Source organism: Actinophytocola glycyrrhizae, from assembly GCF_042653545.1.
GTDB classification, from domain to species: domain Bacteria; phylum Actinomycetota; class Actinomycetes; order Mycobacteriales; family Pseudonocardiaceae; genus Actinophytocola; species Actinophytocola glycyrrhizae.
On the sequence record NZ_JBHSIS010000002.1, the window covers coordinates 1,024,595 to 1,050,796 of the forward strand.

Consider the following 26,202-nt stretch of genomic DNA (forward strand, 5'->3'; position numbering starts at 1 on the left):
GGTTGTCGACCAGGACGAAGCTCGCGAACACGCACACCATGATCAGGCCGCGGAGGTGATCACGCCGCCGGTCTCGGCGAGGCCGCGGCGCACGGCGACGTGGTTGTCGCCGGTGCGGACCCAGTGTTCCTGGACCGCGCCAGCAGGAACACCTCCACGGAACTCCGACGGCAGGCACCACCGCCACCACGCTGTCGCGAGCAGATGCGGAGGGGACGAACGGCTCAGCTGAACGCGCTGAACCAGAGCGCGGCGACGCCGGTGAGGAGCAGGACCGCCACTGCGACGGTCGCGCCAGGTGCGGCGACCAGCACGGCCGCGACCGCCATCGCGCCGACGAGCGCCGCCGCCGCCGCGCCGATGCCGACCACCTTGCGCGGACCGGGATCGAGCAGGTGCGCCGTCCCCGTGGCCATCGCCCACAGGCCGAAACCGAACGCGACCGCGGTCAGCTGCGCGGGCCCGGTCACCACGCACGCGACCGCGGCGACGGCGAACACCAGGAACCCGTACGTGGCGCGCTTGGCGTCGCGGGTCAGCAGGTGGCGGTCCCTGCCGAGCAGCAGCACGCAGTTCATCAGCGGCTCCAGCGTCCAGCTCAGCAGCGCGAGCGCGGCCACCACGACGATCAGGACCGTGGCCCACGCCTGGTCCTCGTACGGCCGCAGTACCCGGGTGAGGACGAACGGTGCCAGCAGCACCGCGATCCGCACGCCCTTGGGCAGCGTGTCCAGCCACAGGCCGAACCGCAGCAGCCAGCCGTACAGGGGGTTGCGGGTCTTGAGCGCGGTGGACAGACCGTCGCGGCTGTAGGAGTCGTTCGGGTCGAGGCGCAGGGCGGCGCGGTGCGCGGCCACGGCCTCCTTGCCGCCGCCCCGGTGCAGCGCGATGACGCCACGGACCCGGTGCGCTTCGGCGTTCTCCGGGTCCAGGCGCAGCGCCTCGTCGACGGCGGCGGTCGCCTCGTCGTACCGGCGCAGCCGGACGTGGGTGGCGGCCCGTACCGCGTGGGCCTCGGCGTTCTCGGGATCGAACCGGACGGCCCGGTCGATGCTCGCCAGCGCTTCGGTGTCCCGCTCCAGTCCGAGGAGGACACCGGCTTCCTGCAGGTGCAGCGCGGCCGCCTCCGGGGCCAGCGCGAGCCCGCGCCGGATCACGTCGTGTGCTTCCGGGTACCGCTCCTGCCCGGCGAGGGAGGCGGTGAGCACGGAGTACGCGGGCACGTACCCGGGATCGGCCGCGAGCGCGGACCGGCCGGTCTCCACGGCCTCGTCGTACCGCTGCTGCCGCCGCATCGCGTCCGCGAGCAGTGTGATCGTCATCGGGTCGCCGGGGTCCGTGGTGAGCGCCGTGCGGAGGTGCGTCTCCGCCTCCCTGGCGCGGCCGAGATCGAGCAGCGCGACGCCACGCTGCAGGGCGGTCTGCACGACCTCGCTCATGGTGCTCCCCCTCCGAGTTCGCGCACACGGTAGAGAGCACCGACTCCGCCGGTCAACAAGGAAACGTCCGGTACCGTGCCGCACGTGACGCACGATGCGGTGATCGCGGCGCTGATCGACACGCTCGCCGCCGACCCCGGCAACCATCCGGTACGGCTCCACCTGGCACAGTTGCTGCTCGACGCGGGCAGGGCCGGGGACGCGCTGAGCCACGCGACCACCGTGCTGGCAGGCGAACCGGACAACACCACCGCCCTGCGCACCGCGGCCGCGGCCGCGAAGGCAGCCGGGGACGAGGCGAGGGCCACCTCGTACACCCGGCTCGCGAACGCGCTGCGATCAGGAGAACCGGCCGCGCCGGTGGCACCGGGTACCGCGGCCGCCGCGATCCCGGACACCGCCGACGAGCTGCTCGGCCGGTGGTCGGACTCCGAGCCGGTCGCCGAACCGGAGATCGGCACCCTCGGCACGGCAGGCGTCACGCTCGCGGACGTCGGCGGCCTCGACGACGTGAAGAAGCGGCTGCACCTGTCGTTCCTGTCGCCGCTGCACAACCCGGAGCTGCGGCTGCGGTTCGGCAAGTCGCTGCGCGGTGGCCTCCTGCTGTGGGGACCGCCCGGCTGCGGCAAGACGCTCATCGCGCGGGCGCTGGCAGGTGAGCTCGGCGCCCGCTTCTACGAGATCGGTCTGAGCGACGTACTGGACATGTGGATCGGCAGCAGTGAGCGCAACCTGCGGTCGATCTTCGACACCGCTCGCCGCAACCGGCCCTGCCTGCTGTTCTTCGACGAGATGGACGCGCTGGGCCAGAAGCGGTCGCACCTGCGCGGCGGCGGCTCGGCCATGCGTGGCGTGGTGAACCAGATGCTGGCCGAGCTGGACGGCGCCGCCACCGACAACGAGGGCGTGTTCGTGCTGGCGGCGAGCAACCACCCGTGGGACATCGACTCGGCGCTGCTGCGGCCGGGGCGGTTCGACCGGACCGTGCTCGTCCCGCCCCCGGACCGTGCGGCACGGGAGGCGATCCTGCGTTTCCACCTGCGTGGGAAACCCGCGGAGAACCTGAACCTGGCCAGGGTGGCGAAGGCCACCAACGGCCTGTCCGGCGCCGACCTCGCCCTCATCTGCGAGCAGGGCACCGAGTCGGCCATGGACGAGTCGATGATTTCTGGCCGGCTCCAGCCGATCACGCAGCGGCATCTGGAGGACGCGACCCGGACCGTGCGCCCGAGCATCGACGACTGGCTGGAGACCGCGCGCAACTACGCCCTGTACGGCAACGAGTCGGGCAAGTACGACGAACTGGCGGGATACCTCAGGAAGCGCCGTCGCTGACGTACTCCTCACGCCCGGATGACGGCGAGGGCCACCTGACGAGTTCCTTACCGATGCCCTCGCCGGGTTTGCGCCCGCGTCCGCGGACCAACCCGGCAGGTCGGACGTCAGCGAGAACAGGGACGAGGTGACCGGCATGCCGAACGGAGTGGTCGTCGGCTTCGACGGCTCGGACCGCGCGCGGGACGCGGTGTGGTGGGCGGCGGACGAGGCGCGGCGCCGGGACCGGCCGTTGACGCTGGTGCGGGCGCACGGGGCGCCGGTGCCGACCGTGGCCCACGCGTGGGGACCGGTGGTCACACCAGGCGGAGCGGCGGCGGCCACGGGTCTGGGCCCGGCCGAGCTGCTCGCCCACGACCGGGTCCGCGAGCACGCCGAGCAGGAACTGGCCGCGCTGGCCGACGAGTGCCGCACCCGGGTACCCGGGCTGGCGGTGGACACCGAGGCCGGGGAGGGCCGGGCCGCGGCGGTGCTGCTCGCGGCAGCGGACCAGCGCGACGCGGCCCTGCTGGTGGTCGGCGCGACCGGGCTCAGCGCGCTGCCAAGGGCCGTGCTCGGGTCCACCACCGCGGAGCTGGTGCACGACGCCGGCCGGCCGGTGGTCGTGGTCCGCGGCGACCACACGGGCAGGGACGCCGACGCGCCGGTGGTCCTCGGCACGGGCGGCACCGAGGCGGCCGACAACGCCGTGGGCTTCGCGTTCGAGTTCGCCGCCCGCCACGACTGCCCCCTGCGGGTCGTGCACGCCTGGTCGGACTCACCCCTGGACGTGCTGGCCACGCTCGGGCTGTGGGAGCTCGGGTCCGACACCGACGAGGTCGCTGAGCGCATCGACGAGTACGTCCTCCGCGAGGAGCGGCAACGGCACCCCGAGGTGAGCGTGCGCGTCGACGTCGTGCACGACCGCCCGGCCCGCGCACTGCTCGACCAGGCCGGGACGGCCAGGTTGCTGGTGGTCGGCAGCCGGGGCCGCGGCCCGGTTCGCCGTGCCCTGCTGGGCTCGGTCAGTCACGCGGCCCTCTACCACGCGTCGTGCCCGGTCGCCGTGGTCCCGTGACCCGCTCGGACCCGGTCGTGGCGGGAGGCACCCGGTAGGAATCGTCGCGCTCGACCGCCGCGCGACCACACTCCTCTGTGGTGCTTCTCCGGTGTCAGTTCCGCTCCGGCCCGTGCACCCGGTAGGGCCGCAGGTCGGCCCAGCGCACGTCGAGGCCCAGCCCCGCGCGGTCCCGCGCGGGGCGCAGCACGCCATCGACCGGCAGGAGGGTGCCGTCGAACGCGAGCCGCTCGACCCGCACGTGGTCGTGGAAGTACTCGAGGTGACGCAGGTGCGGCACCGCGCAGAACGCGTGCGCGGACACCGACGGAGCGCAGTGCGCGGACACGTCCACCTGCCGGGCGGCGGCCGCGCCACCGACCTGCGCGAGACCGGTGACGCCACCGCAGCGGGTCACGTCGGCCTGCAGGCAGTCCACGGCGCCCGCCGACAGCAGGTCCTCGAAGTCACGCAGCACGAAGGCGTACTCCCCCGCGGCGATGTCCAGGCCCGGCGGCCCCTGGTCGCGCAGCACCCGCAGGCCGGTCACGTCCTGGGAGCTGACCGGCTCCTCGAACCAGCACACCCCCCACTCGTCGGCGAACCGGCGGGCCCAGTACAGGGCGGCCTTGCGGGACAGGGCCCCGTTGGCGTCGGCGAACAGTTCCGGGCCGGTGCCGATGACCTCGCGGACCGCCGACAGCCGCGCCGGGTCCGCCCGGGGATCACGGGAGGTCTTCAGCTTCACCCGGGGGATGCCCTGGTCCACCCAGTCCGCCAGTTGCCCGGTGAGCCGGGAGTGCGGGTAGTTGGTGAACCCGCCGCTGCCGTACACCGGCACCTGGTCCCGGAAGGACGGCAGAACCTGGTACAGCGGCCGGTCCAGCAGCCGTGCCTTGAGGTCCCACAGCGCGACGTCCACGGCGCTGACGGCCATCGCGCCTGCCCCGGACTGGCCCGCGTTGCGGATGGCGGTCTGCTGCGCGTGCCAGGCCGCCGCCGGTGCCATGGCGTCGGCCCCGAGCACGACACCGGCGAGCGCGGACTCGACGAAGGTCGCGACCGACACGTTGCCGTAGGTGTAGCCGATCCCGGTCCGGCCACCGCCGTCGACCTCGACGAGCACCATGGTCGTCGAGTCCCATTCCAGGGTGCCGTCGCTCTCCCGTCCGTCCGGGCCGTCGGTGGGCACCGTGAACGCGTGCACCCGGACGGCGTCGACCGTGACGTCTGCCATTCCGCCTCCTCCCCGAGCCGCTCGATCCGCCGTGTGCCGTGTGCCCGGCGGGACACGGGGCAAACTCCTCGAACCGAGGACGAGCGGATCGTCAGGTTCGGAACGGACCGGCCGGGGTACGCCGCGGGCACCGACGCGAAGGAGAGGGAGGTGCGCGCTGCGATGGCGGGCGGTTCTGAACTGCGGGACAAGGTCGTGGTGGTCACCGGGGCGAGCGGCGGCGTCGGGCGCGCGACCGCACGCCTGCTGGGCGAGCAGGGTGCGGCGGTCGCGTTGCTGGCGCGGGGCGAGACCGGTGTGCGTGCCGCCGCGAAGAATGTCGAGCAGGCCGGTGGCCGGGCACTCGCGGTGCCCGTCGACGTGTCCGACCACGCGGCGCTCGACGCGGCCGCGACGCGCGTCGAGGAAGAGCTCGGGCCCATCGACGTGTGGGTCAACGTCGCGTTCAGCACGCTGTTCGCGCCGTTCACCGACGCCGAACCCGAAGAGTTCGAACGCGCCACCCGCGTCACCTATCTGGGGTTCGTGTGGGGGACCAGGGTGGCGCTGAACCGGATGCTGCCGCGGGACCGGGGCGTGATCGTGCAGACCGGGTCGGCGATGGCGTACCGGGGCATGCCGCTGCAGGCCGTGTACTCCGGCGCCAAGCACGCGATCCAGGGCTTCACCGAGGCGCTGCGCTGCGAGCTGCGGCACGAACGCAGTGGTGTCGCGGTCACCATGGTGCAGCTGCCCGCGATCAACACGCCGCAGTTCGACTGGGTCCTCTCCCGCCTGCCGAAGCACCCCCAGCCGGTGACACCGGTCTTCCAGCCCGAGGTCGCGGCCCGCGCCATCGTGCACGCCGCGGCCCACCCCCGCCGCGAGTACTGGGTCGGCGCCTCGACCGTGCTCACCCTGCTGGCGAACAAGATCGCCCCAGGACTGGTGGACCGCTACCTCGCCCGCACCGGCTACCGTGCCCAGCAGACCACGGAGCTGCCGCCGGAGGGCACGGCGAACCTCTGGGAGCCGGTCGACGACGTCGCCGGCACCGACCACGGCGCGCACGGCCGGTTCGACGACCGCGCCCACGCGCACAGCCCCCAGCTGTGGGCCTCCCAGCACCACGGCACGCTCGCGGCGACCGCGCTCGGCGGGGCCGCGGTGGCAGGCGTGCTCACCTGGCGGTCCCGCAGGAGCGGATGAGCATGTCGTGCGGCCGGCGGGGCGGTCGCCTGATCAGGACGGCAGCGCCCCGGTCGCCGCCAGCAGCAACGCGAGGGCCGGCAGGAAGTTGTTCACCTGGTGGGCGACGACGCAGGTCAGCAGGTTCCCGGTGACCAGCCGGGCCAGCCCGATGGGGATCGACAGCACCAGCAGCAGCGGTGTGCGCAGCAGTTCCATGTGGGCCACCGAGAACACCGCGCTCGTGACCGCGAAGACGAGCCAGCGGTTCCACCGCCAGTGCTCGAACGCGCGCCACAGCACGCCGCGGAAGAGCACCTCCTCGGCGAGCGGTGCGACGAGCCAGACGACCAGGAACATCAGCCCGGCGGCGAGGGGTCCGAGGCGCCGGTCGCCGAAGGCCGCGCCGACCGCCGAGGTGGCCTGTTCGCTCCCGATCCAGCTCGCCCAGACCACCGCGGCGGGAATCGTGAGCAGCAGGCCGCCCGCGCCGATCGCCAGGCCCCGCCCGGCGTCGCGCCTGCTCCAGCGAAGCGCGAGTTCCCTGCGCACACGTGCCGGCCTCGTTCCCGGACCGAACCAGGCCGTGCCCGCCACCGCCACGAGCGCCGCCGTCACCGACGGCACCACGAGCAACGCGATCAGTGGCCAGGTCCCCAGCCTGCCGTCCCGGAGGAACGCGGAATCGTTGACCGCGAACGGGACCAGCACGAAGAACGCCGTCGCGAGCAGCGCGACCTGCGCGACCAGGAACACCGACAGCATGCGCCACCCCGCTCCCCTGCCTGTGCCGGCGCGCGAGCCGGCGCTCGCCCAGTCCTCCGGCGGCGCCGACTGCCAAGGTCGTGCCATGCCTACCTCCCCGCGCCGCGAACGATCCTGGCCGGGCGCAACCGCTCGTCCAGGCACCGGTACTCCTGTTCTCTCATGGCAACCGCTCCTCTCCGCCGACAGACCGGCTACCCCGCCACCGCCGGACGGCGACCGAGATGACGGAACTGTCAGGTTTCCGTCGTGGCCTGACGGGCACGTCCGGTGACGGTTCCGAGAAGGAGGAGGACGACATGCCCGCACACGTGTTCCGCCGCGCCGCCACCGTGACGGTCGCGCTCGCCACCATGGCGGTGTCCGCCTGCGCCGACGAGTCGGACGGCGGAGCGGTCGACAACGAGGAGACCACCAAGACCACCGCCGAGACCACCGCCCCGCAGGAGAAGTACTTCGCCGACTCCGAGTACGTCGGTGAGACCGTAACGGTGACCGCGGCCGTCGAGACGGATCTGACCGACGAGTCGGTGGTCCTCAACGCGAACGACTACGGCGACGAGAGCCTTCTCGTGCTGTACCGGTCCGACCAGCCGGCGTTCGAACAAGGGGACGTCGTCACCGCGGAGGGCACCGTGCGCCGCTTCTCCTACGACGAGATGTCCGAGACGTACGGCCTCGCGGAGTCGGCGATGTACGAGGTGTTCGCCGACGAGGCGTTCCTGATGGCCGACAGCCTCAGCGTGGACTCCCCTGGTGGGTGAGCGCCGGAGCGGCGCTGGGGCAGAGCCGCCGAGCCGTTCCCGCAACGCGGCCCTACTGGTAGGTGATCATCAGCGGCTTCGGCTCGTGCGCCATGGTCTGTGCCGGGGTGAGCATCGGGTGGTCCTCGTCGTAGAAGTTCTTCCAACCCAACGGCATGCCTTCCGGCCGGGCATTCACGACGGCGCGCCAGGTGGCGTTCTTCTGGGCCGTCGTGCCCTGCCCGTCCATGTGGATCAACAACGACAGCTCGTCGTGGCTGGTGTCCAGGGCGTGCTCGTTCCGGATCATCGACAGCCGGAACTGGTGGATCACCAGCAGCTTCTGCGGCAGCGCGTGCTCGGCGGTCAGTGCGGCCAGCCACGCGGCGGTCCGGTTGATCTCGGCGGCGTCGATCCCGCCGATCTGTTGGAGCGGCAGCTGATCGGGGCCCAGCTTCCACTCCGGGTCCACCGCGAGCCCGACGTGCGGCATGCGCAGCAGGGGTTCGTACCGCCGCGCTTGCGCTGTGAGGTCGGCACGGCCGGGCTGCAGGTCCAGCAGGACGTAGAGGCCGGTCTCGCGCGCTCGTTCCACCCACGGTCGCAGCGACTCGACGCTCGCCTCCCCGGAGTAGTCGCCGTCCGCCCCCGCGCTGCCCTGGGCGACGGTCGCGATGATCTCGAACGCGGGCACCACGGGCACGTCGCTGAACGGTTCGTACTCCTTGGCGACCTGCCGCGCACGGTCGACGGCGGCGTCGACGCCCTGTTCACCGAGCACGCCGAGGGACGCCGTGCCGGGATGGCCGTAGAGGCAGACGAGCCGCCTGCCGCTCAGCACGACCTGCCCGCCACCCGGCAACTGGCCCCCGGTGGCCGCGACGGTCAGCCGCGAGCGGAGACGCTCCGCCGGGCCGAACGCGCCGCCCACCGCGAGCACCGCACCGGGCGGGGCGGCGTGCAGCGCCTCGATCGCCGCCGGGTCGGCACGGGGGTCGGTGCCGTGCACCGCGACGACCGCCGCACCCGCCGCACGTGCGGTCGCCACCGCGGCCGCGTCGTCACGCGCGCGGTCGACGAGCACCGTGACCGCCACCGGGGTCGGCGGCACGACGTGCGGGAGGTCCGCGGGCAGTTCGGGAGCCGCGCCGGTACCTTCGACGCCGAACACCGGTGCGTCGGTGCCGTTGGACCGCACGGACTCGCGCGCCGCCCCGCCCACCGCCACGATCGCGCGGGGTGACAGGCGCGCGAGTTCCCGCCGCAGCGGGTCTCGTGCCGGTCCTGGCGCCGCGAGCAGCACCGGCGCCCCGGCCTTTCCGGCGACGGCCGACGCGGTGGCCATGCCCTTCGCGTCGCCTTCCGCCACCACGACCACCAGTGGTGCGCGCCGGAACAGCTGTGCGCTGACCGCGATCGCGGCACCCACACCGGGCGGCGCGTCGAGCACCGTCGTCTTCCCTTGCGGCGGCGTCACTTCCGCAGTCAGCTCAGGCGGTTCGGTGGTGGCCGACGGACCGGCCGCCGGCGTCGTGCAGGCGGCGAGGGCGGCGACGACCGCCACCAGCATCAGCGAGCGGAACCGCGGCGGCGGGGAGACCATGGTCCTCCAAGGACGAAAGGTATCGGACACTCAACGCGTACCAGAGCAGCACCGGCGGCACACGACGAAGGTCGCGAACACCGCCGGTAGTCATGGTCACCCCGCAACAACCTGGCAGGTCGCGATGGCTCACCGTCCCACACTGCGCCCGACCCTGCTGGCCGGCGCTCCGCAACTGCTGGCCGTGGCACCGGCCGCGCTGACGATGCTGGTCGCGTGGGACCGGCTGCCCGAGCGGATGGCGACCCGGTTCGCGTTCGACGGCTCGGTCACCGACGACATGAGCCGTCCCGCGATGCTCGTCACCACGATCGGTGCCGGGCTCGTGCTGTCGGTGGTGCTCGGGCTCACCAACCGTTCGACCTCGGGCACGCGGATCTCCCGGTGGGACATGCCTCGGCTGCTGGTCGCCGTGTCATGGGCACTGGCGGGGTTCCTCGGTGTCGTCCTGTTCATGGTGGTGGTGAGCAACATCGACGCACCGGAACCGGCGGCCGTCACCATGTCGGCGGTGGTGCTGCTCTACGCCCTTGGCGCCGCTGTGGTGACGGGGGCGGTCGGTGCCCTGGTGGCGCCGAGGAGCGCGACCCCGCCACCCGGCGACCGCGAGCCGCCGACCATGGACCTCGGGCCGGCCGAACACGTCGAATGGTCGCGGTCGATCACCGCGCCGTGGCTGGTCGTGCTGGGGGTCGTGCTGCTGCTGGCTGGTCTGCTGCTGGGATGGAGCGCAGGCTGGGGCGCCGGGGTGCCGCTCGCCGTGGCCGGGCTGCTGCTCTCGCTGCTGTCGAGTGCCACGGTCACCGCCGACGAGCACGGGGTGCGGGTGCGGTTCACCCCGTTCGGGTGGCCCCGGCTCCGGGTCGGGATGGACGAGATCGAGTCGGCGGTGGCGGAGGACGTCACCCCGGCCCAGTTCGGCGGCTGGGGTTACCGGGTCGTCCCCGGCGCCAGTGGGCTCGTGCTGCGCCAGGGACCGGCGCTGGTCATCACGCGCACGTCGGGCAGGAAGTTCGTCGTCACCGTGGACGACGCGCGGACGGCGGCGCGGCTCCTCAACGGCCTGCGTGGCAGGAGAAGGTGAGTCCGCGAACCGGGGGGTCCCTTCGTCGCGTCGTTGTTTCCGTTTGGTCACAAGGGTTTGGTCTGGTCCGACGGGTGCATCCACCGGTGTGGAACCCAGTTCATGGCCTGCGTCTCACGCGCCAGGCCCGCCGGTGGGCGGCGGGATCGAGATTGCCCCCTCTCCCGTCGTCCGCCTCCACCCGCTGTGCGGACGACCGGTTCTGTCCTCGGTTCTGAGGACGTGCCGGCAGACGAGGATCCACGGCAGGGCGAGCAGCGCGGAACCGAGGATGTCGGTCGGGTAGTGGACGCCCGCGTAGAGGCGCTGGACCGCCACGAGGACGGGCACGGCCGCCGCGGCCGCGACCAGCGGCCAGCGCCACCACGAACGGAGGAGGCGGTGGGCCAGCAGCGCGATGCCGGTGTAGACGACGAGCGTGGCGGCGACGTGTCCCGAGGGGAAGCTGGACGTGGGTGGCAGGTTCGGGTTGAGCTGGGGGACGTCGGGGCGGTGCCGGTCGACGATCGCTGTGGTGGCGAGGAACAACGTCAGTTCGCCGAGCAGGCCGACGGCGAGGAGGAGCACGGGCTGCCAGGTGCGCGTGATGGCGACCGCCAGCGGGGCGGCGACCAGGACGGCGAGCATGACCATGCGGGTGCTGCCCAGCTGGCCGACGTGGTGGAGCACCGCGGTCAGCGTGGGGTCGCGGTGCCCGGCCAGCCACGCCACCACCGCGCGGTCCCAGCCGAGCGCGGGTCCGCTCGTGCGGCTGAGCAAGGTGCCAAGCCCCGCCAGCGCTCCGATCAGCAGGACCCACGTCACGGTGAGCACGCCCAGGCTCTGCCAGGGGTGGTGCAGCACTCGCCGATGGTGGTCGGGCACCGGCCGGAGGTCGGCCACGTCCTCCGGCGGCACCTCCCCGGGCAGGGACCGGCGGCCGGAACGTGTGCTTCCTGTCGCCAGCGGCGGAAAGCGAAGGTCGTGAGCAACAGCCACAGGCAGCCGAGCAACCAGCCCGCGACCACGTCACTGAGGTAGTGCACGCCGAGCGCCATCCGCGTGAACCCGATGACGAACACGAGCGTCGCGACGACCGCGATCGTGGCGCGACGCGTTGCGGGTCGCAACAAGGGGGTGAACACGAGGAGCAGGACGCCGTACGAGACGAGGGAGCTCATCGCGTGGCCGCTGGGAAAGCTCATGCCGGGCGCTGTGTAGACGGGCATGTCCACCGCCGGCCGCAGCCGCCCGACGAGCTCCTTCCACCCAGTTGAGAATCATCCCGCCCGCAGCGGTCACGGCGACGAGGATGGCCAGCCTCGGCTGGCGACGGACCAGCAGCCACAGCACGCCGATCGCCAGCACCCACAGCAGCATGGTCGTGCCGCCGAGGTCGGTGACCGCGGCGAGCGCGCGCTGGAGCACACCTTCTGCTGCCACCGGCTCGTTGAGCGCGTCGGCCACCGCCTGGTCCAGACGTCCCAACGGCGAGGAGCGCAGGCGCACGAGCACAGCCAGGAGGCCGAACCCGACACCGAGCACGGCCACCACCACCAGCGCGACAGCGCTGCGGAGCGTGAACCGTTCGAGTGGACCCAGACGCGAATGTTGAGTGGCAGAAGACACTCTCTTCCTTCCCACGGTGCCGGTGGACCGAGCCATGGGCGACCGGAGCGAGCGCGCGGGCGTCACCGACCTCGTGCGACCGGTGACGACGACAGGACGGCCACGCTGTCCGGCTACCGGTCTGGCCTGGCAAGGAAGCTGCGCACACGATCTCCTCTCATCCGTTCGGGATGGACCGTGACTGCCCCCGCTGGGCCGGGATCATTCGTCCTGAGCGGGAAATGACGGAATCGACATCCTGTCGCCCGCGGCCCGCACGGCCGCGGCAGTCGGCTTCGGAGAAGGGTTCGGGCAGCGGGCACGTTGCGGTGGTTCGGTCGCGGTCAGGTCCCGGCAGGTGGCTGAAGCCATCGGTCGAACCAGGCGCGGGTGCGGTGGAGCAGGTCGATCTGGTGGTCGCGTTCCTGGAGGCGGTGGTTCTCCCCGGGGTACACGACGAACTCGTGCTCGACGTCGAACCGGCGAAGTGCGCGGTGGAAGTACTCCGCCTGGGCGAGCGGCACGTTGGTGTCCTCGGCACCGTGCACGATCAGCACCGGGGTGCGGATGGCCGAGGCGTAGGAGATCGGGCTGAGCCGGTCGTGCCGGTGCGGGCCGGTGCCTTCCCATCCGGTGCTGCCGCCGAGGGCGGCGTCGAAGGCACCCCATTCGCCCGCGGCGGCCTGCAGCCCCCAGTCGCTGATTCCCGCACCCATCACGGCGGCCGCGAACCGGTCGGTGTGGCCGACCGCCCACGCCGCCATGAAACCGCCGTGGCTCCAGCCGCCGATGCCCAGCCTGCCCGGGTCGGCGACACCGTCGGCTGTCAGCAGGTCGATGCCGGTCAGGATGTCGGTGAACTCCTGCTGGCCGACGGCGCCGGCGACGCTTGCCGCGAAGTCATGGCCGTGGCCCTGCCCGCCGCGGGGATTGGGCAGGAACACCGCGTAGCCCGCGTGCGCCAGCCACTGCCCGGACGGCGCCCAGTGCAGCATGAACTCGTCGGCGTACCGGTCGTCGGGACCGCCGTGGACGATGGTCACCAGTGGGAAGGGACCGTCCTGCCGGGTACGGCCCGGCGGCAGGATCAGCAGACCGTCGAGGAGCAGGCCGTCGGAGGCCTGGTAACCCAGCCGCTGCTGGGTGCCCCACCGGATGTCACGCAGTTCGGGCCGGGTGTCGGTGCGGCGAGCAAGTGGGCCGTGGAGCGGGCCCGCCAGTACGTCGTGCGGCTCGTCGGCCCTGCTCACGACTGCCGCGACGACGTCGCCGTCCCGGTTCGTGCTGAGGTGCTTGACCAGGCCCCTGGTCCGTGCGATCTCCGCGAGCCCGCCGGGGGTGAGCCGGTGGATGCCGGTGTCCAGTCCGTCGGCCACCAGCACCAGCGGAGCGTCCCGGTCGACCTGCACCAACTCCGCAGGGCACGCGGGCATCCCGGCGGTCAGGTTCCGGGGTGGTGTCGCCGGTGCGGTACCGGGCGACGCGAGGTCGAACACGGCGGTTCCCGCGTGCAGGCCGGGCGGCGTCAGCGCCAGGTAGGACAGGTGCCAGTCCTCGCCCCGCCACCACACCGGTGAGTGCGCGCCGGCAGGCACCGGGCCGAGGTCGCGGACCTGACCCGAGGACAGGTCCAGCAGGTGCAGCGCGGGGTGGACCAGCCCGGGGTCGAGGTCGGGCGCCGACCAGGTGAGCACGGCTACCGGACCACCGTCGGGGCGCTGGACCGCGTCGACGACGTGCCGATCGCCGAACGCGCCCGCCACGTCGATCCGGCCGGTCCGCAGGTCCAGCAGACACAGGCGTGCCGGGCGGGCCCGGCTGCGCACCCGCACCGCGGCCCGATCACGCTCCTCGTCGGGCGCCATGACCGCGACGACGCGGGGGTCGACGAGGGGACGGTGCTCCTGGACTCCCACCCGCCACTGGGTCAGCACCTCGACGGCATTGCCGGCACACCCGACGCGGTGCAGCTGCGGCGCACCACGGTTCGCGTGGTCCGACAGGAAGAAGATCGCATCGGAGCCGGCCGCCCAGCGCGGTGCGGAGAGGTGGGCGGGCGGGATGGCCAGCCGCCACGGTGCGACGTCGCCATCGACCGCCGTGACCCACAGCTCGCTCACCGTGTGCTCGCCGGACCGTCCCATCGGAGACACCACGTACACCACCCACCGCCCGTCCGGCGACAACCTCGGCGACGACGGCACGTGACCGTCCACCACCAGCTCGGCGGTCAACCTCGACGGCACTTCGTCCACGGGGTCCCCTTCTCACCGTCGGCCAGCACCAACGGTGTGGTTCGCCTTCGACTCTGCCTCGGACGGCGTGCATCGGGTGGTACCTGATCGACACCACGGTCGCCGCCGCCACCCGGTAACGCACCCGGACAGCGACGCACGGCCTCGCCGTCACCGTGCCCGTCCAGTGCCCTCGCGAAGCTGACGAGGTGGTCAGCCTGGTCGCCGCCGCCGGTCTCGCCATCGCCGCCACGACCGGGATACCCGCGATCCTCCGCGTGTGGGGCACCTGGGCGATCGTGTCCGGCATCATCCAGCTCTTCGTCGGCACCAGGCGCACCGCGCTGGGCGGCCAGTGGCCGATGATCCTCAGCGGCGCCATCTCCACCGTCGCCGGCACGGCGTTCATCCTGCAGGCGGCCCAGGACGGTGCCGCGCTGTCCGTTCTGGCCGGTTACGCCACGGCCGGCGGCGTCTTCTTCCTCGTCTCGGCACTGCGCCTCGGCCACGGCACAAAGAACCCGGACGCGTGACCGACGAAGGCCCGAACGCGACAGCCGTGTCCGGGCCTTCGTCGGCGGGTACGGGCGGGTGGGCGGGTCACGGCAGCAGTGCCTCCCACGTGAGCCGGCCGACCAGTCCGTCGTCGTCGAGGCCCCTGCTCGCCTGGAAGGCCTTCACCGCGGCCTCGGTCCGCTGGCCGAAGTCGCCGTCCACGCTGCCCGGCGTGAAGTTGCGGTAGATCAGCAGTTCCTGGAGGTAGCGGATCTCGCTCGCGTCCTCGTCGTCGCGGCGCAGGACCCGGCGACCCGTCGCCGGCCCACCCTCGACGTACTCCTTCACCTGCCGTTTGACGCTGCCGCCCGTGGCGCCCGCGTCGGCCTCCCTTGGCGCGTCGACGCCCGCCGGGACCGGGGAGACGCCGAAGTTCTGCTCGTACCAGGCGATCGCCGCCATCGTCTTGGTGTTCGACTGCAGGATCGGGTCGGCGGCGCCCAGGTTGGCGATGTCCAGGTTCAACCCGGTGCGGGCGTGAATGGCGGCCCCGTCCATGTCGTAGAGCCCGGCGAGCAGCCGCGCGATCGTCCACCACTGCTCGCTGTGGCGCGACTCGTGGTAGATCGTGTCCATGTTCTCGACGGCCTCGCCGCTGTCCTGCGCCTTGACGTACAGGTCGCGGTTGACGGTGACCGCCCACGGCCGCCAGTCGAAGACGGCCCAGTTCGTCCCGGCGTCGCCGAACGCGATCGGCACGTAGGGCACCCCGGCGGCGGCCAGTTGCTCGTTGGCGGCGGCGGCCAGTGCGTCGAGCTGCTCCTGGGGATCCATCGAGCTGTGCGCCGTGCCGTAGGTGTCGTCGACGTAGTCGGTGACGCTCTCCTCGGTCCGCAGGCCGTCGAGGTCCCCGAACTGCGCCGCCAGCGCGGCCCAGGTGTTCACCCCGCACACGCCCTCGGGATCACCGATCATGTGGTCCCTCTGGTACCCGATGAGCGCTGCCTCGGTGATGGGACCGAAGTCCCCGTCGATGTTGCCGACGGGATAGTGCATGTCGCGCAACATCTGCTGCAGCAGCCGGACATCGTTGTTGTCGAAGTCGTTCTGCTGGACGGTCGGTCGGGTCATGGCCACGCACCCCTTCATCGAGTTCGTCCACGATGACCGGCGCGCCCGGTCCGTGTCCGTCCCGAAAGGGCAGCCTTCAGGACCACGCGGCGCCCACTTCCGGGCCTGAGCCCGCCGGACCACGCCTGCGCCCGGCATCTGGCCCACCGGCCGAAGTTTCCCGAACCAACCGGCGAGAACAACCACCGTCGACCGACGCATGGTCGCCGTCAGTGTGATCGCGGCGGCCTCATCCACTTTCCCGATTGGTTATTCACCCGTTACGGCGCCCGGCGACTGGGCGCTGCGTGACGACTGGACGCCCCTGTTCGCCGGCCCACGATCTTTCGAGTGACGTCATAGATTCGGCTCGACTAGTCGAATTCAGTGTGGTTAGACTCCGAATATCCGAGTGATCGTCCGCGAATCGGACCATGATTTGCCCCACCGCGGCCAATCATGGTCCGAATTCCGGCCACCTCGGTTGTTTCCGGCGGGACAACAATGCCGACGCCGATTTATTCGGCCATCGCAGAAGGAAGCATACATGACCGCGATCACGTCACAGGAAAATGTGCAGCAAAGGTTGAAGCGCCGGTTCGAGCGGTGGGACACCGACCACAGCGGCAGTCTGACGCGGGAGGACTTCGAGCGCGAGGCGGACAAGGTCGCCCGGCAGATGGGGGAAGACGCCAACTCGGCGAAGGCCACCCAGTTGAAGAAGGCCCTGGCAGGCATGTGCTCCGACATCGCAAGGGACGGTGGGGCCGGCTCCGGGCCGATCAGCTACGACCAGTTCAACCAGGCGGCGCAGAAGTGGATGGAGAGTGACGAGCACATCCTCAAGCAGCACCTGCGGCCCATGGTCCAGGCCGTCGTCGCGCTCGCGGACCGAAGCGGCAACGACAAGATCTCCCGAGAGGAGTTCATGAACTGGCTGAAGGCGGTCGGCACGGACAGTGCACAGGCCAGGGACGCTTTCGACCGGATCGACACCGACGCCGACAGCGAACTGAGCACCGAAGAACTGTTGCAGGCCTGCGTCGATTTCCACCTCGGCAGGAGCGACTTCGAACTGCTCTGAGGACCGCGCCGCCAACCACCGCGATCGGCGCTGTCCGTCCACACCGGAAACACCGATCGTCGCCCCAGTTCGGAGCGTTCCTTGAAAGCCATGGCGATCACGGCTCCGGGTCACGCCAGCCACCCATTCAGGAGCGCTCACTCGACATCGACGTGCGATCCCAGCCGTACGCCCTGATGGGGCCGTCAGTCGAGGACGGTGTACCGGCGAGAGTCATTGTCGTCCACCTCAGCCACCCTCGTGGCCGACCCGGCGGCCGTGTCGCAAGACGGGCCGTCGGGTCGGCTGCGGCTGCGTGCCCGGTTCGCCGCCCGGCCTGCCCCGACGGCGGCGTGGAGCCGCTGAACCGTGCGCTCGACCGGTTGGCGGACCGCGGCCGCTCGCGTGCCGCGGATCTCGTGGCGGACCGGCAGCCCGAGGCCGTGACCATTGGCAGCGGCCGGTGAACCCGAGTGTGCCCCGCCGGACCTGGCTCCGGCTCGGGTTGCTGGTCGTCGCGGTCACGCAGGGGGTACCCGGACTCTGGGCGGCGTGCTGGCCCCGGTCGTTCTACACCACCTTCCCGACCGCGGGCAAAGCGTGGCTGACGTTGTTCCCGCCGTACAACGAGCACCTGGTGCGCGACTTCGGCCTGATGAGTCTCCCGTTCACCGCCGTGCTGGTGTTCGCCGCGATCTCCCTGGAGTTCCGCGTGGTCCAGGTGACCCTGCTCGCGGCGCTGCTGTTCTACGTGCCGCACCTCGTCTACCACCAGGTGCACGTGGTGGCGGGCACCGACACCGGCATCCAACTCGCGTCCCAGCTCCTCCCCATCGTGCTGCTGACCGTGCTGTTCGCCGTCAACACGAGGAGCCGGGACAGCCCCGGCTGAGCCGGCATCGGTTCCGCACCGCTCACTCGTTCGCAACAGCGAAAAGCCGGCACACGGTGGGAATCAGGTCCAGATCTTCCGAGGACGACGTCGACAGCGGAAGCCCCGGCCGACGACGACCAATTGCCGAACCGTCACGGCGCAGCAACTCGGCGTCGGTCAGTGGTACCGCCAACTCCCTTCCGAAATCCTCCTCACCTGTACCAGGATCGTCATCGGTCGGCCCCGGCTGGTTTCCACCGCCGACTACGGCCCGGTTCCCGGAGCGGTGAAGCGGCGGCGACGAGGACGAGCGCCGCGGCCCAGGCGTAGGCGTTCCCGGTCAGCAGGCGCCAGGCGTGCCACGGTGTGCTCGGGTCCCACCACCAGTGCGGTGCGAGGACGAAGAGCAGCGTCCCCGCGGCGACGGCGACGATGGCTGTGGTGCGCCGGGTGCGCCAGGCGAACACGGCGCCGGTGAGCAGGATCGGCACGATCCACACCCAGTGGTGCGAGTACGACACCGGGGAGACCAGCAGCGCCCCGAGCGCGTTGAGGCCCAGTGCCCACGCCGGCCATCCGGCGGCGAACGCCCGTCGCACACCGAGGACGGTCACGCCGAGCACCACGACCGCGAGCAGCGGCCACAGCACCTCGGGTTCCACCCCGAACCGCACCAGCAGCACCTTGAGCGACTGGTTCATCTCGTTGGACATGCCGCGGAACTGGGAGGAGTAGAACGCCTCGTGTGTCCAGAACTGTACGGAGTTCGACCAGTCCACCGCGAACCCGACGGCCGTCGCGCACAGGAAGGACACGCCGGCGGTGAGCGCGGCCCGGCGGTCGCCACGGAACACGAAGAACAGCACGAAGACCGCGGGCGTCAGCTTCACCGCCGCGGCGATGCCCACCAGCACGCCGCGCGGCCAGCGCGGTGCGCGGACCAGGCAGTCCGCCACCACCAGCGCCATCAACAGCGCGTTGATCTGACCGAAGTACAGCGTCTCGCGGACCGGTTCCAGGGCCAGGGCCATCGGCAGCAGCGCACCGACCAGCAGCGCGGTGAGGCGCACCTCCAGCGCGCGGAGCACCACCACGAGCACGAGTGCCACCGCCACGATCGTGACGAGCGCGAAGACCGCGCTGGCCAGCCAGAAGGGCACGACGGCGAACGGCGCCAACACCACGACCGCGACCGGCGGGTAGAGGTATGGCAGGTGGCTGCCGTTGTGCAGCCTGGGCAGTTCCCCGTACAGGTCACCGCCCTGCCACCACACGTCCACGGCGACACGGTAAACATCCAGATCCATGCGGTAGGCGCTGCCGAGCACCCCGTCCCGGAACGACAGCAGGACCCACGCGACCTCGGCGACGTCGACCACGACCAGACCGCCGAGCACAGCCTTGCGTATCGCGACCAACTTCCGCCCCTCCCCCGCTGACCCGGTCAAGCCACGGCCAGCATGATGACAATCCCCGCCCGCGGATCACCTGGTGAGCCGGTGTCGCAGCCGTGCCTGTCAGCCACACTCCCTTGCCGAGGGCTGCCGCCAGTCCGTCGGGAAGCGCGACCCCGACAGCCGGGACTGATGCTCCTCAGCCGGTCTTCGTCGATGCCACCGGAGTCGTCACCGCGCCGAACCACTGCTCGGCGCCGTACTCCTCGAACCGCTCCACCTCGGTGAACCCCAGGTTCGCCGCGAGGCGCACCGAGCGGACGTTCGCGGTCTGTGTGCAGAGCACCACCGGCTCGCCGGGAAACGCGTCGGCGAACCAGCCGAGTGCCGCTGCGCACGCCTCGGCGGCGTACCCGCGTCCCCACGCCTCCGGCAGGAACAGGTAGCCGAGTTCGGCCTCCCCGGCATCCGGACGGACGTGACCCGGCCGCTCCGCGTCGCGCCGGCCGAACGTGACCGTGCCGATCATCGCCCCGTCGAGATCGACCACGAACAGGCCGGGGCGCCGCCCAGGCACCTCGGGCACCGCGCGCTCGAGCTCGGCACGCGGTCGAGGACCCCCGAGGTGTGCTGCCACCTCCGGCGAGGCGAACAGCTCGATGAACGCCGTGCGGTCCCGGGCCTCCGGCTCCCGGAGCACGAGCCGCTCGGTCCTGATCGGGGCGGGTGGCCAACCGACCGGCCCAAGTTCAGCCATACCCGCAACCTATCGGTGTCGTCGTGGGAGGCAGGCGTGCGGGAGGCAGGCACGTGGCAGTCTGCACATCATGACCGCGCCGAAGCCGGCCAAGCCCCTGAGCAAGGGTGGCAGGGTGTTCATCTGGTTCATGATCGTGTTCGTCGCCCTGATCGGGTTGGGCGGTGGCGTCGCCCTGATCGCCGACGGCGTGGCAGGTCGCGACGCGCTGGCCGACGGCCCGGTCGGCACGCTCATCCCCACGGACCGTCGGTGTTCCGAGGAAAGCTGCTCGTGGATCGGCGAGTTCGTCAGCGAGGACGGCGCGATCACCCGGACCGGTGTCGAGTTGCGCGACGCGGGACAGGTCGGCAGGACCGGCCCGATGCCGGCAAGCATCGACAACGTCCGCCTGCACGATCACCCTGACCGGCCTGCCGCCTACGCCATCGACTACGACCCGGTCCCCAAGATCGCCGGCGGCGCTTTCCTACTGGTGTTCTGCCTGGCGACGGCGGCGTTGTTGGTGCGGATGGTCAGGCGCTACCAGCGGCGTGCGGGGTCTTCCGAACCGACGGGGAGCGTGCCCCGTCCGTGGTGATCGCGGGCCCGTCCGCTGGGTGCGGACGGGCCGGACCGTCGGCAACCGGGTGATCAGCGAATGCCGTTGACCCACGCGATGACCGCCCGGTGGTAGCCGGGTGCCTGCGCGGAGAAGTTCAGCGAGTGCCCGTAGCCGGGGACGACGTAGGCGCGCAGCCGGGCCTCCTGGGAGTAGAACGGTGCCTCCGACCTGCGCAGTGCTTCGCTCGAGGAGCAGTCCGCGCCGAGCGGGGGCCCGCAGAAGTTCGCGTCGCCGCCGCCCATGACGAGCATGACCGGGACGGTGATCTGCCGTGACACCGGGAGGAGGGCGCTGACCAACACCGTGTCCAGTGTCTCCGCGGCCGTGACGACGTCCTTGGTGGCCTCGTCGAAGCCGATCGCGCCCGGTTCCGTCGCGCCTGGGGTGTGGAACGACGAGTACCGCGTGCCTGCCACGGTCGTCAGGTAGCCGAGGTCGAGGCCGTACCGCTTCTGGCCGGGGTCGAGCGGGCTCGGGATCAGGGTGGTGAACACGGGCACGGCACCAGGCAGGTTGACCTGGTGGGTGAGCCCGGTGATCAGCACGCCGTCCACGTCGCGGTACCTGGCCGCCTCGGTCATGGTCGTCGCCGAGCCGATCGAGTGGCCGACGAGCACCACCTTGTCGAACCGCGGCCGCAGCGACTGGATCACCGCGTGCACCGCCTTGGCCTGGGTGGACACGTTGACCAGAAGGCTCAGCGGCGCCGAACTGCGGCCGCTGCCGAGCCGGTCGACGGCGACGGTGGCGAACCCGGCCCGGTTCATGGCCAGGCGGTACGAGCGGGTCTCCGGCTCGTAGCCGATGTCCCAGTACGCGCTGTTGTACGTGCCGCCGGGCACCAGCACCTGGAGCGTCGTCGCGCCCTGCGGCACGCACAGCCTGCCGTACATCGACTGCGTGGTCAGGCCGATCCGCACCGGCACGCGCACGTCCTCGCACGTGATCTGGGTGGCGCCCGCCGTGCCGGGGGCGAGACACACGCCCGCCGCGATCAGCAACGCGGCGCCGAACCGGCGAAAACGCAACGAACTCAAGGAGAACGACCTCCAACTCGGTTTCTGGGGATCGCCGTCATCAGCAGACGGCTGGGATAGGCGGCGGAGGTGAACCTGACCCGCACTGGCCTGCCCGGCACGGGAACCAGCCGCCACCGCGCCGCGACGGTGGCGAGGGTGATGACGATCTCGGTCCTGGCGAACAGGTTTCCGACGCACTGCCGGGTGCCCGCGCCGAACGGGACGAACGCGCCCTTGGGGACCTTCGCCGCGCGTTCCGGCGACCAGCGGCCGGGGTCGAAGCGGTAAGGGGCCTCGAACGAGGCCGGATCGTGGTGGAGGGCGTGCGGGCTGAAGATCACCTCGGCACCCGCGGGCAGCACGACATCACCCAACTCGACCGGCGCCAGGGCCCGTCGCATCAGGAACCAGACCGGGTACATCCGCAGCACCTCGTTGACGACCTGGTTGACGTAGACCAGCTTCTCCACGTCGGCGAAGGTGGGCGTGCGGCCGCCCAGCACCTCGTCGACCTCGGCGTGGACGCGGCGTTCGACCTCCGGATGCCGGGCGAGTTCGTGGCACGCCCACGCCAGTGCCAGGGCGGTGGTCTCGATGCCGCCGATGAGCAACGTCATGACCTCGTCGTGGACCTGGCGGTCGGACATGCCCGCGCCGGTGTCCGGGTGCCGGGCCAGCAACAGCATGGACAGCAGGTCGCCGCGGTCGGTGCCGTCCTCCCGCCAGCCACGCACGACGTCGAGCACGATCGCGCGCATCCGCTCGATGGCCGCGTCGAACTCGCGGTTGCCGCGCAGGGGCAGCTTCTCGACGAACGACGGGGACAGTGCGCGGACCATGCCGTGCTTGAGCACGATGAAGATGGACCGGCGCACCTCCTCGATCGCGCGCTTGCCCATCTCGGTGGAGAACAGCGCTTCGCCCACGATGGTGACGGCGAGCGCCTGGGTGTCCTCCTCGACCACGCGCACCTGGCCCGGGCGCCACGTCGACGTGAGGTCGGCCGCCGCGCGCGCCATGGTCTCGGTGTAGGCGGCGATGCGGTCCCGGTGGAAGGAGGGCTGCACCATCCGGCGTTGACCGCGGTGGAACGTGCCGTTCGAGGTGGCCAGCCCGTTGCCGAAGACCGGCAGGAACCTGTCGAACAAAGCCCCTTTCCTGAACAACGGCCCCTTTGTGACCAGCAGTTCGTGCACCAGCCGCGGATTTGTCACGACGTAGGTGGGCATCGTCCCGAGATCGACCCGGACGACGTCACCGTGATTTCGCAGTGATGTCGTGAACTCGTACCGTCTGAGCAACATCGGCAGGGTGTGGCCGAGCAGGGGAAGCCGGCCAGGAGCCACCGGTACAGGCATGTCAGTTCCTCGCCGCGTCAGGAGAGTGACCACAATAGGAGTCGCTCCCGCACGGTCGACAGTGCCCGATCGGGTGACCTGTGGACCACTCCGATGGCCCAGCTGTGACCGCTTCACGGCGTGGTTAGGATAATGCCCTCCGACCGAAGAGGTGTTCGCGATGGCGGGACAGAATTGGATTCCGCGAAGCGTCGACGTCTCCGCTCCAAGCATGGCCCGCACCTACGATTACCTGCTCGGCGGCGCCCACAACTTCGCGGTGGACCGGGAACTGGCGGCGCACGTCGAACAAATCATGCCGGACGCGCGTTCCGTGGCCCGCGTGAGCAGGGCGTTCCTCGCGAGGACTGTGCGATTCATGGTCACACAAGGGATCCGGCAGTTCCTCGACATCGGCTCTGGCATCCCGACCGTGGCCAACGTGCACGAGGTCGCCCAGAGCGTGGCCCCGGAATGTCGCGTGGTCTACGTGGACAAGGACCCGATCGCGGTGGCGCACAGCGAACTGATGCTGGTGGACAACGACCGCGCGACCATCGTGCAGGCGGACATGCGCGATCCCGACTCGATCCTCGACCGCCCGGAGACCCGTCGGCTGATCGACTTCGAGCAGCCCGTCGGCCTGCTGATGCTGATGATGCTGCACTGGCTGCCGGACGAGGCCGACCCGTGGCAGCTGATGGCGCGGTACCGCGACGCGCTGCCCTCCGGCAGCTACCTGGCGATCACCCATGTCACCGCGGACAACCAGGGCCACGGCGTGGCCGAGGTGACGGACCTGATCATGGAGAGCCGCAGCGCGGACCAGCTCACCGAGCGCTCACACGAGCAGGTGCTGACGCTGTTCGGCGACTTCGAGCTGGTCGAGCCGGGGCTGGTCGGGTGCGCGGCGTGGCGGCCGACCGGGCCGGCCGACATGTCCGACACCCCGGAGACGAACAGGACGGTTTACGGTGGTGTCGCCAGGAAATCCTGACGCCGCTCACCGGCTACTGGGGAACCAACCGCACGGCTACTGAACCGAAGCAGGACTGGCCCGATGTCGCAGCCTGGCTCAAGCCATGATCCCCGACCGACTTCCGTCGACAGCGCGCTCGCCCGGGATCTCCTCGCCCGCAAGTGGACGTACCTGCTGAGCGGAATCACGCTGGTTTCACTGCCCCCTGAGGAACTGAACCGGGAGATGCGCGGTCAGCTCGACCTGCTGTGCTCGATCATGACCCGCGACCCGTTCGACGCCAGGGCGGTCGAGCAGGTCGGCGAACACGTCGTCGCGGTCGGCTATCTCGGCGAGGACGGTTTGCGCCGCACTGTCGAGGTGCTCGCCAGAGGACTTCCCGCGCTGCCCGAGTTCCAGCCGGCCGGTGCGTACGCGAACCGGATCGCGCTGGCGATCGGCGCGCTGGCCACCGGTTTCCTCGCCGCGAACCGGCGAGCCGTGTTCGAGCAGCAGGAACGGATGAGTCTGGCGCTGCTCAAGGCCGTGCGTGACGCCAAGTGGAACCTCAGGGAAAGCGAGGCGCGGTTCGACGAGGTGGTCACGTCGTCGGCGAGCGGCGTCATGATCGTCGGTCTGGACGGGCAGTTCGTGCGGGCCAACGGCGCGATGGGCGACATCGTCGGCTACCCGGCCGACGAGCTGACCGGCACGAACCTGTTCGACCTCGTCCATCCCGACACGGCCGGGATGCTGCGGGAGGCGATGCGGGCCGTGGTCGATGGCACGCAGGACCGTGTCCGCCAGTCGCAGCGGTTGCTGTGCAAGGACGGCGTCGTCGCGCGGATCTCGCTGACCGCGTCGCTGCTGCGTGACCCGGACGGCGCGCCGAGCCACTTCGTCTCGGTCGTCGAGGACGGCACCGAGCTGATGCTGTTGCAGAGCGAGCTGAGCAGGCAGGCGCTGCACGACGTGCTCACCGGCCTGCCGAACCGCCAGTTCTTCATGACCCACCTGGAGAGCGCGGTGCGGCGGGCCGATCCCGCGCACGGCGTGACGTTGCTGCACCTCGACCTCGACGCGTTCGGCATGGTGTGCAACAGCCTCGGGCACGGTGTGGGCGAGCGGCTGCTGGTGCACGTGGCGCAGCGGCTGAAGTCCGTGCTGGCGCGGGAGAAGGCGATGATCGCCCGGTTCGACGGCGACGAGTTCGGCATCCTCGTGGAGAACACCGCGGCCACGCCGAACATCGCCACGATCGCCGCCGCCGTCAACGGGATCCTCGCCGAACCCGTCTACGTCGACGAACACGGCCTCGCGGTGTCCGCGTCGATCGGGGTGGTGCACGGCGTGTCGTGGTCCCAGGACCCGGCCGAACTGCTGCGGGCGGCCGACCAGGCGTTGCGGCGCGCCAAGTCGAAGGGGCGCGGGCAGTGGGCGCTGTTCGATCCCGGCCAGGACCCGGCGGACTGGGCGGCGCAGGAGCTGGCCGTCGTGATGCCGGGCGCCTGGGAGCAGGGCGAGATCACGGTCGGCTACCGGCCCGTGGTGCGGCTGGCCGACGGCGGCGTCGCGGGCGTGGAGGCGGTGCTGCGCTGGGAACGGGAGGACGGACCCGTACCGCATGAGCGCTGCGTGGAGCTGGCCGAGCGAACCGGTTTCATCCTGCCGCTGGGCGGGTGGCTGCTCGGCGCCGCCGCCGGCCAGGTCCAGTGGTGGCAGCGCAACGGCTTCGCGTCGCCGTTGACCGTCGCACTGACCGCGCACCAGGCGTCGGACGCGGACCTGGTGTCCAAGGTCGTGCAGGCCCTGGACACCACCGGTCTGCCGGCGAGCGGGCTCGTCGTCACCGTGCCGGTGGACGTGGTGGCCGTGCCGGAGGCGGCGGAGAACCTCGGCGTGCTGGCCGAGACGGGCGTGCGGACCGCGCTGGACGACTTCGGTCTCGGCCCCGACGACCTGGCCGCCGCGCGGGACCGCCCGGTCCACTCGATCCGCGTGGCCAGACGCCTGGTGGACCGCCAGTCAGGCATGGACGCCGACTACGTCGCCGCTCTGGTCCCCGCGGTGCGCGACACCGGTGCCGTCATCGTCGTCGACGGCATCAGCACGGCGGCGCAGGCGACCTGGTGGCGGGCGGCGGGAGCGGACCTGGGCACCGGCCCGCACTTCGGCGACCACCACTCCCCCGGCACGTTCCAGTCGGCCTTCATCGCCTAGATGGTTGGTTCCGTGCAGTTGGTGTGAGTCGGTCGTCGGGTGCTGGTCGGGGCCGGTCCGGTTTTCGGTCGGGTGGCTGGGAGCCCCTTGTGGGGTGGGCTTACGCCACCGTCGGGGTTGCATAAGCTTCGCGGGACGGGC

Annotated in this window: 23 protein-coding genes; 11 read left to right on the forward strand and 12 right to left on the reverse strand. The window is 71.3% G+C overall.

The window, feature by feature from the left end:
- Positions 1–224: 224 nt before the first annotated feature.
- Positions 225–1,439, reverse strand: coding sequence for a tetratricopeptide repeat protein (locus ACFPCV_RS04600; protein ID WP_378054730.1), 1,215 nt, complete (start codon positions 1,437–1,439; stop codon positions 225–227).
- An 84-nt stretch (positions 1,440–1,523) separates the two neighbouring features.
- Between ACFPCV_RS04600 and ACFPCV_RS04605 the strand changes: the two genes are divergently transcribed.
- Together ACFPCV_RS04605 and ACFPCV_RS04610 are read left to right on the forward strand one after the other, a co-directional pair.
- Positions 1,524–2,774: an ATP-binding protein gene (locus ACFPCV_RS04605; protein ID WP_378054731.1), complete on the forward strand. Its 1,251-nt coding sequence runs from the start codon at positions 1,524–1,526 to the stop codon at positions 2,772–2,774.
- 136 nt (positions 2,775–2,910) lie between these two features.
- Positions 2,911–3,831 (forward strand): universal stress protein, encoded by a 921-nt coding sequence (locus tag ACFPCV_RS04610; protein WP_378054732.1) that lies wholly within the window; start codon positions 2,911–2,913, stop codon positions 3,829–3,831.
- 94 nt (positions 3,832–3,925) lie between these two features.
- Here ACFPCV_RS04610 and ACFPCV_RS04615 read toward each other — a convergent pair whose 3' ends face one another.
- Positions 3,926–5,047, reverse strand: a complete 1,122-nt coding sequence (locus tag ACFPCV_RS04615; RefSeq protein WP_378054733.1) for an enolase C-terminal domain-like protein — start codon at positions 5,045–5,047, stop codon at positions 3,926–3,928.
- 150 nt (positions 5,048–5,197) lie between these two features.
- Between ACFPCV_RS04615 and ACFPCV_RS04620 the strand changes: the two genes are divergently transcribed.
- The gene (locus ACFPCV_RS04620) at positions 5,198–6,235 is read left to right on the forward strand and encodes an SDR family oxidoreductase (RefSeq protein WP_378054734.1); all 1,038 of its coding nucleotides are present in this window, start codon (positions 5,198–5,200) and stop codon (positions 6,233–6,235) included.
- 33 nt (positions 6,236–6,268) lie between these two features.
- Here the strand turns inward: ACFPCV_RS04620 and ACFPCV_RS04625 are convergent, their stop codons facing one another.
- The gene (locus ACFPCV_RS04625; protein ID WP_378054735.1) at positions 6,269–7,066 is read right to left on the reverse strand and encodes a CPBP family intramembrane glutamic endopeptidase; all 798 of its coding nucleotides are present in this window, start codon (positions 7,064–7,066) and stop codon (positions 6,269–6,271) included.
- Between the two features lie 137 nt (positions 7,067–7,203).
- On the opposite strand from ACFPCV_RS04625, the gene ACFPCV_RS04630 reads away from it, so the two are divergent.
- Positions 7,204–7,743, forward strand: a complete 540-nt coding sequence (locus tag ACFPCV_RS04630) for a hypothetical protein (protein WP_378054736.1) — start codon at positions 7,204–7,206, stop codon at positions 7,741–7,743.
- A 52-nt stretch (positions 7,744–7,795) separates the two neighbouring features.
- Here ACFPCV_RS04630 and ACFPCV_RS04635 read toward each other — a convergent pair whose 3' ends face one another.
- On the reverse strand, positions 7,796–9,325 hold the full coding sequence (locus ACFPCV_RS04635; protein WP_378054737.1) for a hypothetical protein: 1,530 nt from the start codon (positions 9,323–9,325) through the stop codon (positions 7,796–7,798).
- A 124-nt stretch (positions 9,326–9,449) separates the two neighbouring features.
- Here ACFPCV_RS04635 and ACFPCV_RS04640 point away from each other — a divergent pair, with 124 nt between their 5' ends.
- Entirely contained in the window at positions 9,450–10,409 is a 960-nt protein-coding gene (locus ACFPCV_RS04640; protein WP_378054738.1) for a hypothetical protein, read from the forward strand.
- 114 nt (positions 10,410–10,523) lie between these two features.
- Here ACFPCV_RS04640 and ACFPCV_RS04645 read toward each other — a convergent pair whose 3' ends face one another.
- The 3 genes from ACFPCV_RS04645 to ACFPCV_RS04655 form a co-directional block, all read right to left on the reverse strand.
- Positions 10,524–11,252, reverse strand: a complete 729-nt coding sequence (locus tag ACFPCV_RS04645) for a phosphatase PAP2 family protein (protein WP_378054739.1) — start codon at positions 11,250–11,252, stop codon at positions 10,524–10,526.
- On the reverse strand, positions 11,210–11,617 hold the full coding sequence (locus ACFPCV_RS04650) for a phosphatase PAP2 family protein (RefSeq protein ID WP_378054740.1): 408 nt from the start codon (positions 11,615–11,617) through the stop codon (positions 11,210–11,212). Before ACFPCV_RS04650 ends, ACFPCV_RS04645 begins: the two co-directional genes overlap by 43 nt.
- A gap of 723 nt (positions 11,618–12,340) precedes the next feature.
- Positions 12,341–14,251, reverse strand: coding sequence for a S9 family peptidase (locus ACFPCV_RS04655; RefSeq protein ID WP_378054741.1), 1,911 nt, complete (start codon positions 14,249–14,251; stop codon positions 12,341–12,343).
- Positions 14,252–14,439: 188 nt separating this feature from the next.
- Between ACFPCV_RS04655 and ACFPCV_RS04660 the strand changes: the two genes are divergently transcribed.
- On the forward strand, positions 14,440–14,763 hold the full coding sequence (locus tag ACFPCV_RS04660; protein ID WP_378054742.1) for a hypothetical protein: 324 nt from the start codon (positions 14,440–14,442) through the stop codon (positions 14,761–14,763).
- A gap of 67 nt (positions 14,764–14,830) precedes the next feature.
- Here the strand turns inward: ACFPCV_RS04660 and ACFPCV_RS04665 are convergent, their stop codons facing one another.
- Positions 14,831–15,856 carry a peptidoglycan-binding domain-containing protein gene (locus ACFPCV_RS04665; protein WP_378054743.1) on the reverse strand — a complete coding sequence of 342 codons (1,026 nt, stop codon included), beginning with the start codon at positions 15,854–15,856 and terminating at the stop codon, positions 14,831–14,833.
- Positions 15,857–16,247: 391 nt separating this feature from the next.
- On the opposite strand from ACFPCV_RS04665, the gene ACFPCV_RS04670 reads away from it, so the two are divergent.
- Both ACFPCV_RS04670 and ACFPCV_RS04675 read left to right on the forward strand, forming a co-directional pair.
- Positions 16,248–16,919 carry an EF-hand domain-containing protein gene (locus ACFPCV_RS04670; protein ID WP_378054744.1) on the forward strand — a complete coding sequence of 224 codons (672 nt, stop codon included), beginning with the start codon at positions 16,248–16,250 and terminating at the stop codon, positions 16,917–16,919.
- Between the two features lie 442 nt (positions 16,920–17,361).
- Complete coding sequence (locus tag ACFPCV_RS04675) at positions 17,362–17,790, forward strand: hypothetical protein (protein ID WP_378054745.1); 429 nt, start codon at positions 17,362–17,364, stop codon at positions 17,788–17,790.
- A 212-nt stretch (positions 17,791–18,002) separates the two neighbouring features.
- On the opposite strand, the gene ACFPCV_RS04680 is transcribed toward ACFPCV_RS04675, so the two are convergent.
- Positions 18,003–19,190 (reverse strand): glycosyltransferase family 87 protein, encoded by a 1,188-nt coding sequence (locus tag ACFPCV_RS04680; RefSeq protein WP_378054746.1) that lies wholly within the window; start codon positions 19,188–19,190, stop codon positions 18,003–18,005.
- Between the two features lie 175 nt (positions 19,191–19,365).
- Positions 19,366–19,923, reverse strand: coding sequence for a GNAT family N-acetyltransferase (locus ACFPCV_RS04685; RefSeq protein ID WP_378054747.1), 558 nt, complete (start codon positions 19,921–19,923; stop codon positions 19,366–19,368).
- Positions 19,924–19,993: 70 nt separating this feature from the next.
- Here ACFPCV_RS04685 and ACFPCV_RS04690 point away from each other — a divergent pair, with 70 nt between their 5' ends.
- Positions 19,994–20,503 carry a hypothetical protein gene (locus ACFPCV_RS04690; protein ID WP_378054748.1) on the forward strand — a complete coding sequence of 170 codons (510 nt, stop codon included), beginning with the start codon at positions 19,994–19,996 and terminating at the stop codon, positions 20,501–20,503.
- A gap of 53 nt (positions 20,504–20,556) precedes the next feature.
- Here the strand turns inward: ACFPCV_RS04690 and ACFPCV_RS04695 are convergent, their stop codons facing one another.
- Both ACFPCV_RS04695 and ACFPCV_RS04700 read right to left on the reverse strand, forming a co-directional pair.
- Entirely contained in the window at positions 20,557–21,564 is a 1,008-nt protein-coding gene (locus ACFPCV_RS04695; protein WP_378054749.1) for an alpha/beta hydrolase, read from the reverse strand.
- Positions 21,561–22,904, reverse strand: coding sequence for a cytochrome P450 (locus ACFPCV_RS04700; RefSeq protein WP_378054750.1), 1,344 nt, complete (start codon positions 22,902–22,904; stop codon positions 21,561–21,563). Before ACFPCV_RS04700 ends, ACFPCV_RS04695 begins: the two co-directional genes overlap by 4 nt.
- A 160-nt stretch (positions 22,905–23,064) precedes the next feature.
- Here ACFPCV_RS04700 and ACFPCV_RS04705 point away from each other — a divergent pair, with 160 nt between their 5' ends.
- Both ACFPCV_RS04705 and ACFPCV_RS04710 read left to right on the forward strand, forming a co-directional pair.
- Positions 23,065–23,880: an SAM-dependent methyltransferase gene (locus ACFPCV_RS04705; RefSeq protein ID WP_378054751.1), complete on the forward strand. Its 816-nt coding sequence runs from the start codon at positions 23,065–23,067 to the stop codon at positions 23,878–23,880.
- A gap of 63 nt (positions 23,881–23,943) precedes the next feature.
- On the forward strand, positions 23,944–26,061 hold the full coding sequence (locus ACFPCV_RS04710; RefSeq protein ID WP_378054752.1) for a putative bifunctional diguanylate cyclase/phosphodiesterase: 2,118 nt from the start codon (positions 23,944–23,946) through the stop codon (positions 26,059–26,061).
- The last annotated feature ends 141 nt before the right edge of the window (positions 26,062–26,202 follow it).